Below are 12,820 nucleotides of genomic sequence, written 5' to 3'. Positions count from 1 at the left end.
ATGATGCCAACGCTTACTTCGCCGTCTGTACTTTCTGCTCCCCAGCGCCGCTGCCGGGTTTTACTGACGCTTTTCCAGCCGGGGCAAATCGCCACCACGGAAACATTCAGCGCGCTCAATGGCGTCGATGATGAAATTGCCCGTGAGGATATCACCGAAACAGGCCTGGAGATCCAGCGCTATCATCGACTCGCCATCACAACGGGTCAGAACGGACGCTACCGAATCGAGGGGGCTGCGCTCAACCAACGTTTGTGCCTTTTACACTGGCTCAGACGCGGCTTACGCATATGCCCGACTTTCATTACGCAACAGTTTACGCCGGCATTAAAAACCGAGCTTAAACGGAGAGGGATCGCGCGTACGTTGTATGACGATACCAATCTGCATGCGCTGATCAACCTTTGCTCGCGGCGGCTGCAAAAACCGTTTGAATGCCGGGATGTGCAGTTTCTGCGGCTGTTTTTACAATATTGCCTGCTACAGCATCATGCGGGCATCGCACCGGCGTTTAATCCGCTACAGAAACAGTGGGCGCAGTCCTGCGCCGAATACCCGCTCGCGCTGGAGATTGGCCGTCACTGGCAGCGCCGCGTCATGCAAAACGCGCCGCCCGACGAAACGCTGTTTATGGCTTTACTGTTTTCCATGATTCGCATCCCCGACCCTATCCACGACAACCATCAGCAGGATCGCCGCCTGCGCCTGGCTGTCGCCCGGCTGGTGTTGCGCTTTCGGGAAATGGGGCAGGTACGCTTCAGCGACGAACAAGGACTTAACGACCAACTCTATGTGCACCTTGCCCAGGCGCTGAGCCGAAGTTTATTCGCCATTGGTATTGATAACACGCTACCGGAAGAGTTCAGTCGCCTCTACCCTCGGCTGGTGCGCACCACGCGTGACGCCCTCGCCGGGTTTGAAAGCGAATACGGTGTGCGTTTCTCTGATGAAGAGACAGGGCTGGTCGCGGTGATTTTTGGCGCATGGCTGATGCAGGAGAACGACCTGCACGAAAAGCAGATCGTGTTACTGACAGGCAATAACGGCGAACTGGAGGCACATATTGAGCAGCAATTACGGGAACTGACGCTCCTGCCGCTCAATATTAAGCATGTGCCGACGCAGACCTTCCAGAAAGAAGGTTCGCCGCGCGGCGTGGCGCTGATTGTCACCCCGTATGCCACACCGCTGCCGCTCTTTTCGCCGCCGTTGATTCATGCGGACCTGTCACTTACCGCACACCAACAGCAGCAGATCCGCAAAATACTGGAATCATGATGACGCGGCGACGTTAGGCCGTAAGAAAATAGCAGGCAACGCCACCAATGCCATCACCCAGAATACGCCGTTCCCTAAATGCTGATACAGGAATCCGGCGAATACGGTCATGATGGCGATGCTGCCGCCCATCGCCACGGCAGAATAGACCGCCTGTAGACGAATCACTTCGCTTCCCTGGCGAGCGGCGATGTAACGCATCGCGGCCAGATGGCAAACGGTAAAGGTGCCGCAATGCAGAATCTGGATCGCTATCAGCCACGGCAGCGCGGTGCTCCAGCCCATTAATCCCCAGCGGATGACGCCGCATACGGCGGAGAGCAATAGCAGATCGCGAGCGCTAAAACGGCGGAACAGTTTGTTGCTCAGCGCAAAAATAACCACTTCCGCCACCACGCCCAGCGACCACAAATACCCCACTGCCGAGGCGGAATAGCCCGCCCCCTGCCAGTAAATCGCGCTGAAGCCGTAATAAGCGGCATGCGCGCCTTGCAGCAGGCACACGCAGGCGAGAAAGCGCCAGCTCTGGACGACGAGCGTACGCCAGGCAGGCCAGCCCGCGCTCTCCTGGTGACGGCTTTCCCCCTGCGGCAATACGCTCGGTCGCAGCAGCATACCTAGCAGCATCGAGGCCACCCCAAGCGTCAATAGCCCCAGAATCGCCTGATAATCAAAGAGGCTCACCAGTTTCCCGGTCAACGCCGAGCCGATCACAAACGCAATAGACCCCCACAAACGCACCCGGCCATAGTCCATCGTTAACTGTTTTTGCCAGGTATTGGCCAGCGCATCGGTGAGCGGCACCAGCGGCGAGAAGAAGAGGTTAAAACCGATCATCACCACCATCAGCCACGCAACGTGCGTCCCTGCCCAGAATGCGAGGGCAAACACCAGCGTCAGCAGCGCCAGAAGGCGTAACGCAGAAATCAAGCGGGAAGGATCGCTCACCCGTGGCGCAATCAACAGGCTACCGAGGAAACGCGCCACCAGCCCCGCCCCCAGCAGGAGACCGATGGTTTCCGGCGTCAGTCCCAGGCCTTTAAGCCAGACGCTCCAGAATGGCAGAAAAATACCGTAGCTAAAGAAGTAGGTAAAATAACCGAGCGCCAGCCAGCGCGTGGAGTGCAAAACCATGATTCCCTCCCGTATGGAGGCGATAGTCTGGCGATAAATGCAGGCTGGCGCAAGAGAGCATTAACAGGCGAATAACATCTTTTTTGGCCTAAACAACAGCGATTTGCATCGCGAAATGGCACTGGTCTCCCTGAGCTAAAGCCTGGAGTCCCGGTTGCCCCGGCATGTTGTGGGCATTTACCGGATGCGACTGCGGTTCCAGACACAAGAATGACTCCCCTTGCATTCTGAATAGCATAAGCCAGGGCGTTTGCGATAAAAGCGTGACCTTCATCACATCACGCTGCACAATCGCCCGCCCGCTCCAGCCGGAATACCCTACGTTAAGCCACGCATCCTCGCCATATTGCGCGCCGGAAAAATCCGCCTGCCGGGGAATATCGCTTTGCCATTCCTGCGGCAGATGCTGCTTACCTTCCGGCCAGTAACCGCTGGCGGCAAACTGCACGGTACTGTGACGATCAAAAGCAAAGTACGGGTGGAATCCGCAACCATAAAGCATCGGTCGTTCTCCCCGGTGCGTTATCGTCAGCGAGGCATGAAGCACAGCGGCGTCCAGCTGATAGTGAAGATCTGCGACATAATCATAACCGCACGCCATTTGACGACCTGAACGCAGATGACAGGCGTCCTCATGAACGGCAATCGTATCCCAGCGCCTGAGCCAGCCGTCACCGTGCAGAAAGAAAACGGCATCCTCCTCATGCCGGGGAAGATTCACCACCTCTCCCCGGAACAAAAAACGGTTTTCGGCAACGCGATTAGCGACCGGCAGCATGGGGAACAGGCCGCATTCGCCGGGTTTTACGCCGCATCCTTCACGTAAAACGGCCTGCTGATGCGCTAATGAAAATAAACTCAACAATCTGCCGCCCTGTGGATCAACACGCATCCGCAGATGCGTGTTTTGTAATGTCAGCGTATCGTCCATTACCGTGCGCTTCGCTGTTGAGCTGACGGGCTGGATTTCACATGCCGCGTCGCCAGTTGCTCTTCCAGCGCCTCCAGCGTCACGCCTTTCGTTTCAGGCACATTGCGCAGCACGTAGAAATACCCCATCGCGCAGATAACGCCGTAAAGCAGGAAACTGCCCGCCGCTCCCAGCCCCGCATTAAGCAGCGGGAACGTGTAGGTCAGCAGGAAGCAGGCAATCCAGAGCGCCAGCGTCCCCAGCGACATCGCCAGACCACGGACGCGGTTCGGGAAGATTTCCGACAACAGAACCCAGGTGACAGGTGCCAGCGTCAGGGCGTAAATCGCAATAGCCGCCAGCACCAGCACCAGAACCGGCCAGCCCATAATCCCCATCCCGTAAGCGGCGGCAATCAGTACATAAATCACCGTGAGTCCTGAAGCGCCAAACAGCATCAGTTTTCGGCGACCAATTTTATCGACCAGCGGCAGCGCTGCGAGGGTGAAGACGAGGTTAATGATCCCTGTGGCGACAATGGATTTTAACGTTCCGTTGATATCAAACCCTGCGGAAGCGAAGATCTCCTGCGCATAGTTGAAGATCACATTGATCCCGCACCATTGCTGGAAGACGGCCAGCACCATGCCGATGATGACAATCGGTTTAATCTGCGGCTGCAACAGCGTTGACCAGGCCACTTTGTGGTTGTCTTTCAGCAGAGTATGTTCTATTTCCCGCAACGTCTGCCCGGCATACTCCGCTGAGCCAATCCGTTGCAGCATGGCGCGGGCGCGTTCAGGTTTGCCCGCTTTGACCAGCCAGCGCGGTGATTCCGGCACAAAGAACATCAGAACCAGAAACGCCAGCGCAGGCACCAGTTCCGCGCCGAACATCCAGCGCCAGCCCATCTGCCCATTCCAGCTTTCAACAATCGCCTGCCGGGTCGCGTCGGTCGCCACCGGTTCAGCAATCATCAGGTTAATGAGCTGAGCCGCCAGCACGCCGATCACGATCGTGAGTTGGTTGACCGCCACAAAACGTCCACGCTTCTCCGCCGGGCTGACTTCCGCGATGTACAGCGGGCTAAGTGCGGACGCCAGGCCGATTCCTACGCCGCCAACGATACGGTAAATCACAAACATATCGAAATTGCTGGCGACAGCGGTTCCCCAGGACGATGCGCTGAACAGGATCGCGGCCAGAATCAGCGGCATTTTTCGCCCAAATTTATCAGCGCACCAGCCGGACATCAGTGCGCCAAAGATACAGCCGACCAGCGCTGAACTCATCGCCCAGCCGGACTGCGCGGGATCGGTAATTGAAAAATAGGCTTCGTAGAACGGTTTGGCGCCGCCAATCACCACCCAGTCATAGCCAAACAGCAAGCCGCCGCAGGCGGCAACCAGACAGATAGTCCAGACATAACCGATTCTTAAATGTGTCTGCGTGTTATTCATTATGATTCCTCTTTCAGGGAAACGCAGGGAACAGCAGGTTTCAGGTGGAGTCGCCTCCACCTGTTCAGGGTCTATTGAAATAACGGTACGTTGAGCGCATGGCGCAGCAGCTGCGCCTTGTCATGCGTCGGATTGCGTTGCAGGAGCGCGTTTAGCGCCTGCTGGCACGCCGGGATATCGCCCAGCCCCAGATGGCCCAGCGCGGTAATGAACAGACAGTGCTGCTGGTGTTTCTCCTGCGCGGGTGTATCCAGCACCACCAGATCCGGTAACGATACGGCGAAGAAATCGACGTCGGGAACCTTGTCACGCTGCGTCTCCACCCATTGCAGGAAACTCTGGAAAAGAAGGTTCGCTTCAGTGCAGTCACCTGACGCTTTCAGCGCCATCCCCTGCCAGAAGAGATAATCCACCGGCTGGTCATTGTAGTAACGTCCCGCGTCCAGCGAGCTGCCTCCGCGAGTCGCGCGAGTGAAATAGCGCTGCGCCTCATCATGATGACCTTGCTGGCGCGCGCAATAGCCCAGCAAATACCAGATGTCATTATCCGTTTGTCCCGGTAAACGCCCTTCGCCGAGATTGTGCGGATAGTGCAACGCCTGCTGAAGCAAAACGGTGGCGTTTTGCGGCTCGCCACGGCGAATAGCTTCCAGCGCCTGATGGATCTGATTCAGTAAATATTGCCCGGTGGCTTTGCCCTCCCCGCCTTCCCAGGGGTGAAAAACACGTTCGCGCAACACCCCGGCGGCCGCTTCGTAGCGACCGAGGCTATTCCATACGCTAAGCAATTCCACGGTCAGATCGTCGCGATGGAAAACAATCTCTTTGCTGGCCTCCAGCCGTTGTAAACGCGCCTCGGCTGGCGCTGCCATCAGTTTGTTCAGATAATCCAGCTCAAACAAGAAGCGGGCATTCTTCGGCTCCAGCGCAACCGCCTGAGACAGGTATTTCAGCGCTTTCTGCGCATCGTGCTGTTTGTTCCAGGCGTAAATTCCCAGCAGCCGATGCACCGGCGCGAAATTCGGTTCCTGCTCCAGCGTAAACTGCCAGCAATTCACCGCCTCTTCATAACAACGTTTGCTGTACCAGAAACAACCCAGCAGATAGCGAGCGAAGGCGCAATCCGACAGCGTTTGCAGCATTTGCACTTCGTCGAGCGTGTTGGGAAAACGAACGCGGTTGTGCAAACAGTCGCGAGCCAGCGCAATAAACGGTTGCGGATCATCACTCAGCGACGCGCGCCACAGCATGGGCAGCGTCTCCTGGCTGTCGAGCAGCGTCAGCACCGCGCGGGCGGCCTCTTTTTGCCCACAAGAGACCAGCCAGCCCGCCAGCTCGCAGGCGTTGGCGCCACGGCGCCCGGTAATGGCGATAAGCGCCTCTTTCGCCGCCTCATCCTGACGGATAGCCCAGCGCGCATAATGCAAGGTGTAACTCAGCGGGTACTCAATAAGCTGCTGTGAAATATACGCCAGCGCTTCGGCTGTGCGCCCGAGTCCGGCCAGAACCAGTGCTTTCAGCCCCATCGCCAGATTATTGCTGCCATTAAAGCGCAAACTCAGATTCACTTTCTCCAGCGCATCGGCGTAATCATTCCGCTTCATGGCGATTCGCGCCAGCGACCAGAAGGCCGCGTCACGACAGTTGCCGCTCCAGCTGGCTTTGTAATAGTGCTCACGGGCGAAGTCGTCCTTGCCCTGGCGTTCCAGCGCGGCGGCCAGCAGCATACTCGCTTCCCCATCACGCGGGTTTTTATTGAGCTTATGCGCCCGCTGTAAAGCAGACTGCGCACAGCGCTCTGCCTGCGCCCAGTCCGCACGATTCAGCGCCAGCGTACCCAGCGCAACATTGTTGCGATAGTCATGCGGGTCCACGTCCAGCGCTCGCTGGTAATACTCTTCTGCATAGCGGCTGGCATGGTTGTACTGCTCCAGATGCTGACCAATAAAATAGAGCTCATCAGTACAGGACAGCGCCTCTGGCAGTTCGGGCGCGCAGGCCGCTTTCGGCAACGGCAAGTCCTCCGCGATATGCTCCTCATACGCCAGCAGCGTGACGCCATCACGACGGGCAACGGTCATTTTCACCCGCGCGTGGCCCGCGTCAGAAAGATCGGCGCGCCAGCTTTGACCGGGTTCCAGCGTGAGTGTTTTTTCAAAGAACGGTTGCCCCTGGGCACAAAGCGTTACCTGAACGTCATGTAGCGGCGCAACGGCATAAACGCCGGATGAAAGCTGGTTCCCTTCTCGCTCAAGGCGCAGCGCAAGCTGCGTACTGGCGTTTTGCACCATGCCCAGTTCACTGTAGGGCAGGAAATTTTGCACGAAGACTTTCTCTTCATACGGCGCAAGCCAGGTAAAATCAGGCTGGTTGTCGGTGAAGACCCCGGTCATGAGTTCAATGTACGGGCCGTTGTCATCGGTCAGGTTGCGATCCCAGGCCACGCCAAAATCACCGTATCCCCACGTCCACTGTTTTTTACCCGGCGAAATATGGTGGTCGGCCACATGTAGCAGTCCCCCTCGTTCGCCATGATGCCAGGCGCCGACAAAATCATAATCTGACTTTTCAGCCATATAAGAGGTCGGCACCGGCACATTTTTATAACGCGAGATATCCACGCCGGCGGAGTAGTCCACTTTGTAATAAGTGCCCGTCGCGATCGGAAAGGCGGAGACATCCCGTTTACCGTGGTCATATACGGCAGTAACGTCCGGCGGGAAGACGCTCTGGTGGTCGTCTCCGCCTTTCACCGCCGGGTTCGCCCACCACAAAAAATGGCGCGGCGTAGCGTTGCCGTTAAAGACTTTTCCGGTGATTTCAATTAATGCCCGATCGGGGTACAGCGTAAATCCGGTCATCACCTGCAAGCCGCGCATAGGTTCCACTTCCCCCATCCACACGGTTTGTTCTCCGTGTTCGCCCTGCTGACAGGTAAAATCCACCGGCATAAATGTGGTTGGACGGTGATGCTGCGGCCAGTTAAATTCAATCCCACCGGAGATCCACGGCCCCAGCAGCCCGACCAGCGCGGGTTTCACCACTTCGTTGTAGTAAACAAAATCACGCTGCTGCACTTTGTCATACGCGCGATGAATACGTCCGCCCAGCTCCGGCAACAGCATGATGCGAATAAAATCATTCTCCATCCAGACTGCCTGATACTCACGCATTTCACGTTCACCGGTCAGCGTATCGATGACGCCATAAGGATAAACCGCGCCTGAAGACCCCTGATAAACCCGCTTTTCCAGGAACATCGGGTTCGGATCTTCTTCGCCGGTTGTCCACGTAGGGAGTGAGAGTGTTTCCTGCCAGACCTTAACTGAACCGTACATGTCATTCTCCACTAAACAAACAAAAGTAAAATTTCACCTTGCTGCTATTCTGGGGCAGATAACTGGCGTTAAAATACGCAATGCTCACGCAATATAGTTAAGGGAGTTAAGTGTATGCAGCGTACAGGGTTCAATAACGCCCGGGTCAGGCAAGCCAACAAGCAGATCTTTCTGTCGCACCTGTGGCGTGAAAAACAGCTCAGTAAATCCCGGCTGGCGCAGCTCAGCGGCCTGTCGATTCCGGCGGTCAGCAATATTCTGGAGGAGTTGATCGATGAGGGAAGAATTTGCCATTCCCGGGAGACGTTAAGCCAACGAGGGCTGAGTAGCGGCAGCTATCATCTACCCGAACAGGGAGACTGGACGCTGTGTATGAACGTGACGCCCACCAGCATCACCAGCCAGTTGGCAGATGCGCGTCTGGTCGCCGTGGGCGACTGGCGCCATGCGGAGATCAATGCCGGTTCGCCAAAAGCCTTGCTGACCGCGCTTGCCGCGCACTGGCGGGAATATCGTCAGCGCTATCCCGACGTGACCATCAATCTGGCATTAGGCGTTCACGGTCAGGTCGATCCCATTACCGGGGCGTCAAAAACCATGCCGCAGGCACCGTGGAAAACCCCGGTTGAGATTAAATATTTGCTGGAGGAGATGCTCGGCGTACAGGTGCGGTTAGACAATGACTGCGTGATGCTGGCGCTGGCGGAGAAGTGGCAAAACCCAGCGGCAAACCGCGATTTCTGCGTCATTAACGTCGATTACGGGATTGGTTCCTCCTTCGTCATCAACGACAACATCTGGCGCGGCAGTTTGTATGGCAGCGGTCAGATCGGACATACCATCGTCAACCCGGACGGGGTGGCCTGTGATTGCGGCCGCTACGGCTGTCTGGAAACCGTGGCTTCGCTCAGCGCGCTTAAAAAGCAGGCCCGACGGTGGATGAAAACGCAGCCCACGGCGGATTGCGACCCAGAAACTATCACCATCGATCAACTGATTACCACCTGGCAACAGGGCGATGTCCGCATCCAGGCCTGGGTGGAACACGCCGCCAGCGCGATTGGCCTGAGTTTATATAACTTTCTGAATATCCTGAATATTAACCAAATCTGGATTTATGGCCGCAGTTGCGCCTTTGGTGAAAGCTGGCTGAATACGCTGGTGCAGCAAACGGGGTTTAATCCCTTTGATCATGGCGATAACCCGCAGGCAAGGTCCACCCGGATCGGCTTTGGCACACTCAGTCGTTCGCAACAGTTGATGGGGATCGGCTATCTGTACGTCGAATCACAGCTAAACGTGCTCTGAGTATAAGTCCGACACCCAGCGATGAAAGGAGATCCGCTTGTCGAACGAAAAACCACCGGCGCGGTATTAAAATTATTCATATAACCGGGTATCAAAGTCGCGCCTGGATTCGCCCGCACGGCGTGACCCGGAAATAAAAAAGGCTTCCCGCAGGAAGCCTTTTTCACGATGCCTGGCGTATCGCTTACGCGTAAACCGGGAAGCGTGCGCAGATGTCCAGCACTTTGCCTTTGATGCGCTCGATAACCGCTTCATCGTTGATGTTGTCCAGCACATCGCACATCCAGCCAGCCAGCTCTTTGGCTTCTGCTTCTTTAAAGCCGCGACGCGTAATGGCCGGAGAACCGATACGGATACCGGAAGTAACAAACGGGCTCTTCGGATCGTTCGGCACGCTGTTTTTGTTAACGGTGATGTTGGCACGACCCAGCGCGGCGTCAGCTTCTTTACCGGTCAGGTTTTTGTCCACCAGATCCAGCAGGAACAGGTGGTTCTCCGTACCGCCGGAAACCACTTTGTAGCCACGGTTCAGGAACACTTCCACCATCGCTTTGGCGTTTTTGGCAACCTGCTGCTGGTAGACTTTGAACTCCGGTTCCATCGCTTCTTTCAGCGCCACCGCTTTACCGGCGATCACGTGCATCAGCGGGCCACCCTGAGCACTAGGGAAAACGGCAGAGTTCAGTTTTTTGTACAACTCTTCGTCACCGCCTTTCGCCAGGATCAGGCCGCCGCGCGGACCCGCCAGGGTTTTGTGCGTGGTGGTGGTCACAACGTGAGCATGCGGAACCGGGTTCGGGTAAACGCCTGCGGCGATAAGACCCGCGACGTGCGCCATATCAACAAACAGGTACGCGCCAATGCTGTCGGCAATTTCACGCATTTTTGCCCAGTCAACGACGCCGGAATAAGCAGAGAAGCCGCCGATGATCATCTTCGGTTTGTGAGTCTGAGCCAGCTTCGCCATCTCTTCGTAGTCAATTTTACCGGACTCATCGATGCCGTAAGGCACGATGTTGTACAGTTTACCGGAGAAGTTTACCGGAGAACCGTGAGTCAGGTGGCCACCTTGCGCCAGGTTCATACCCAGAACGGTGTCGCCCGGTTGCAGCAACGCAGTGTAGACCGCGAAGTTAGCCTGAGAACCAGAGTGCGGCTGAACGTTGGCGTAGTCTGCGCCAAACAGTTCTTTCGCGCGGTCAATCGCCAGTTGCTCAACGACATCCACATATTCGCAACCGCCGTAGTAGCGCTTGCCCGGATATCCTTCAGCATATTTGTTGGTCAGCTGAGACCCCTGCGCCTGCATCACGCGCGGGCTAGTGTAGTTTTCGGAGGCGATCAGTTCGATGTGCTCTTCCTGACGTACTTTTTCCTGCTCCATAGCCTGCCACAGTTCGGCATCATAATCGGCAATGTTCATTTCACGCTTTAACATCCGCATCTCCTGACTCAGCTAACGATAAATTTTTGGCCTAAAAAGGCAATCCCGTGGGACAACGGCCAACAGTATAACCGAATCATTCTGCGATAACAGGTCTTGACAAAGGATTTTACGCAAACGATTACCTTCATGCTGTACAAGGCTTTGTCGAATGAAGACCTTACGAATTTCAACGGATTTCTTTTCAGGTTTGTGATGCAGATTTTTCACGTTGTAACGTTAAAAACGCAAAGTTACAAAGAACCATTTACAATACAGGGTTATTTTTTATAAGATGTATTTGACATACATCATTAAAGTCTCAGATAAAGGAAGACAGTATGCTTGACGCTCAAACCATCGCCACAGTAAAAGCCACCATTCCCCTGCTGGTTGAAACCGGTCCAAAACTGACCGCCCATTTCTACGATCGCATGTTTACCCACAACCCTGAACTCAAAGAAATTTTTAACATGAGTAACCAGCGAAATGGCGATCAACGTGAAGCGCTGTTTAACGCCATCGCGGCCTATGCCAGCAATATCGAAAACCTGCCTGCGCTGCTGCCTGCGGTAGAAAAAATCGCCCAGAAGCACACCAGTTTCCAGATCAAACCAGAACAGTACAACATCGTTGGCGGCCACCTGCTGGCAACGCTGGACGAAATGTTCAGCCCAGGCCAGGAAGTGCTGGATGCCTGGGGTAAAGCGTATGGCGTTCTGGCCAATGTCTTTATCAATCGCGAAGCGCAAATCTACAGCGAAAACGCCAGCAAGAATGGCGGCTGGGAAGGCACTCGTCCGTTCCGCATCGTCGCGAAAACGCCGCGCAGCGCCCTGATTACCAGCTTTGAATTTGAACCGGTCGATGGAGGCCCGGTCGCAGAATATCATCCGGGTCAATACCTGGGGGTCTGGCTGAAACCGGAAGGCTTCCCGCATCAGGAGATCCGTCAGTATTCCCTGACCCGCAAGCCGGATGGTAAAGGTTATCGCATCGCAGTTAAGCGTGAAGATGGCGGTCAGGTTTCCAGCTGGCTGCACAACCACGCAAGCGTCGGCGATATCGTCCACTTAGCCGCTCCGGCAGGTGATTTCTTCATGGATGTCGCAACGGATACGCCTGTTTCTCTGATTTCCGCAGGCGTCGGCCAGACTCCGATGCTGGCTATGCTGGATACGCTGACCAAAGCCAACCACACCGCGCAGGTGAACTGGTTCCACGCGGCGGAAAACGGCGACGTGCATGCGTTCGCAGATGAAGTGAGCGAGCTGGGTAAAACCCTGCCGCGCTTTACCGCACATACCTGGTATCGCGAGCCGACAGAAGCCGATCGTGCGAATGGCGCGTTCGACAGCACAGGTCTGATGGATTTAAATAAACTGGAAAGTGCGATCAGCGATCCGGCAATGCAGTTTTATCTGTGCGGTCCGGTCGGCTTTATGCAGTTTGCTGCGAAGCAGCTGACAGGGCTGGGCGTGAAAAGCGAAAACATTCATTACGAATGCTTCGGCCCACATAAAGTGCTGTAATTAAGTCATGCCTGATGGCGCTGCGCTTATCAGGCCTACGGGATTTTGTAGGCCGGATAAGGTGTTTACACCGCCATCCGGCAAGCACGACGCGGCTTAAATTGCCGCGTCGTCTTCTTCACCGGTACGAATACGAATCACGCGCGCAACGTCAAAGACGAAAATTTTACCGTCACCGATTTTCCCCGTCTGCGCGGTGCGAATAATGGTGTCAACGCAGGTATCCACGATATCGTCGGTCACCACGATTTCAATTTTCACCTTCGGCAGAAAATCCACCATATATTCCGCGCCACGGTACAGCTCGGTATGGCCTTTCTGACGCCCAAAGCCTTTCACTTCAGTAACCGTCATACCGGTAATGCCTACCTCAGCCAGCGCTTCACGGACGTCGTCCAGCTTGAAGGGTTTAATAATCGCATCAATCTTTTTCATGC

Annotated in this window: 9 protein-coding genes and 2 pseudogenes; 4 read left to right on the top strand and 7 right to left on the bottom strand. The window is 55.6% G+C overall.

Annotated features, from left to right (window positions below):
- The gene (gene csiE, locus OGX80_RS16415) at window positions 1-1,278 is read left to right on the top strand and encodes a stationary phase inducible protein CsiE (RefSeq protein WP_115181282.1); all 1,278 of its coding nucleotides are present in this window, start codon (window positions 1-3) and stop codon (window positions 1,276-1,278) included.
- Here the strand turns inward: csiE and OGX80_RS16410 are convergent.
- The 4 genes from OGX80_RS16410 to OGX80_RS16395 all read right to left on the bottom strand — a co-directional run bounded on the left by OGX80_RS16410 (window position 1,273) and on the right by OGX80_RS16395 (window position 8,120).
- Window positions 1,273-2,412, bottom strand: a complete 1,140-nt coding sequence (locus OGX80_RS16410; RefSeq protein WP_047461985.1) for a 3-phenylpropionate MFS transporter — start codon at window positions 2,410-2,412, stop codon at window positions 1,273-1,275. The two genes, csiE and OGX80_RS16410, sit on opposite strands and share 6 nt — an antisense overlap.
- Before the next feature lie 88 nt (window positions 2,413-2,500).
- Window positions 2,501-3,343 carry an aldose 1-epimerase gene (locus tag OGX80_RS16405; protein WP_047461983.1) on the bottom strand — a complete coding sequence of 281 codons (843 nt, stop codon included), beginning with the start codon at window positions 3,341-3,343 and terminating at the stop codon, window positions 2,501-2,503.
- A complete protein-coding gene (locus OGX80_RS16400) occupies window positions 3,343-4,782 on the bottom strand; it encodes a sugar porter family MFS transporter (RefSeq protein ID WP_012131236.1) in 1,440 nt (479 codons plus the stop codon). The genes OGX80_RS16405 and OGX80_RS16400 overlap by 1 nt, the downstream gene beginning before the upstream one ends.
- A 71-nt stretch (window positions 4,783-4,853) precedes the next feature.
- Complete coding sequence (locus OGX80_RS16395; protein ID WP_115181281.1) at window positions 4,854-8,120, bottom strand: DUF5107 domain-containing protein; 3,267 nt, start codon at window positions 8,118-8,120, stop codon at window positions 4,854-4,856.
- Between the two features lie 114 nt (window positions 8,121-8,234).
- Here OGX80_RS16395 and OGX80_RS16390 point away from each other — a divergent pair, with 114 nt between their 5' ends.
- On the top strand, window positions 8,235-9,428 hold the full coding sequence (locus OGX80_RS16390; protein WP_115181280.1) for an ROK family transcriptional regulator: 1,194 nt from the start codon (window positions 8,235-8,237) through the stop codon (window positions 9,426-9,428).
- 17 nt (window positions 9,429-9,445) lie between these two features.
- On the opposite strand, the pseudogene OGX80_RS16385 reads toward OGX80_RS16390, so the two are convergent.
- Both OGX80_RS16385 and glyA read right to left on the bottom strand, forming a co-directional pair.
- A pseudogene (locus OGX80_RS16385) lies at window positions 9,446-9,532 on the bottom strand (hypothetical protein); the annotation flags it as partial.
- 80 nt (window positions 9,533-9,612) lie between these two features.
- Window positions 9,613-10,866, bottom strand: coding sequence for a serine hydroxymethyltransferase (gene glyA / locus OGX80_RS16380; RefSeq protein ID WP_049009096.1), 1,254 nt, complete (start codon window positions 10,864-10,866; stop codon window positions 9,613-9,615).
- A 326-nt stretch (window positions 10,867-11,192) separates the two neighbouring features.
- On the opposite strand from glyA, the gene hmpA reads away from it, so the two are divergent.
- Window positions 11,193-12,383 carry an NO-inducible flavohemoprotein gene (hmpA, locus tag OGX80_RS16375; protein ID WP_012131231.1) on the top strand — a complete coding sequence of 397 codons (1,191 nt, stop codon included), beginning with the start codon at window positions 11,193-11,195 and terminating at the stop codon, window positions 12,381-12,383.
- A gap of 4 nt (window positions 12,384-12,387) precedes the next feature.
- Window positions 12,388-12,483 (top strand): annotated as a pseudogene (locus OGX80_RS22435) (hypothetical protein); the annotation flags it as partial.
- Here OGX80_RS22435 and glnB read toward each other — a convergent pair.
- On the bottom strand, window positions 12,480-12,818 hold the full coding sequence (glnB, locus tag OGX80_RS16370; protein ID WP_002914032.1) for a nitrogen regulatory protein P-II: 339 nt from the start codon (window positions 12,816-12,818) through the stop codon (window positions 12,480-12,482). The pseudogene OGX80_RS22435 and the gene glnB overlap by 4 nt on opposite strands.
- Between the last annotated feature and the right edge of the window lie 2 nt (window positions 12,819-12,820).

Source organism: Citrobacter sp. CK194, assembly GCF_030333395.1.
GTDB classification, from domain to species: domain Bacteria; phylum Pseudomonadota; class Gammaproteobacteria; order Enterobacterales; family Enterobacteriaceae; genus Citrobacter_B; species Citrobacter_B koseri.
The sequence above is the reverse complement of the archived record's forward strand: the minus strand, read 5'-3'. Positions and strand labels throughout refer to the sequence as shown.

Bases quoted from the DNA above. Each gene is read 5' to 3' on its own strand.
- hmpA (WP_012131231.1), top strand. From the start codon at position 11,193: ATGCTTGACGCTCAAACCATCGCCACAGTAAAAGCCACCATTCCCCTG.
- OGX80_RS16390 (WP_115181280.1), top strand. From the start codon at position 8,235: ATGCAGCGTACAGGGTTCAATAACGCCCGGGTCAGGCAAGCCAACAAG.
- glyA (WP_049009096.1), bottom strand. From the start codon at position 10,866: ATGTTAAAGCGTGAAATGAACATTGCCGATTATGATGCCGAACTGTGG.
- OGX80_RS16410 (WP_047461985.1), bottom strand. From the start codon at position 2,412: ATGGTTTTGCACTCCACGCGCTGGCTGGCGCTCGGTTATTTTACCTAC.
- glnB (WP_002914032.1), bottom strand. From the start codon at position 12,818: ATGAAAAAGATTGATGCGATTATTAAACCCTTCAAGCTGGACGACGTC.
- csiE (WP_115181282.1), top strand. From the start codon at position 1: ATGATGCCAACGCTTACTTCGCCGTCTGTACTTTCTGCTCCCCAGCGC.
- OGX80_RS16395 (WP_115181281.1), bottom strand. From the start codon at position 8,120: ATGTACGGTTCAGTTAAGGTCTGGCAGGAAACACTCTCACTCCCTACG.
- OGX80_RS16405 (WP_047461983.1), bottom strand. From the start codon at position 3,343: ATGGACGATACGCTGACATTACAAAACACGCATCTGCGGATGCGTGTT.
- OGX80_RS16400 (WP_012131236.1), bottom strand. From the start codon at position 4,782: ATGAATAACACGCAGACACATTTAAGAATCGGTTATGTCTGGACTATC.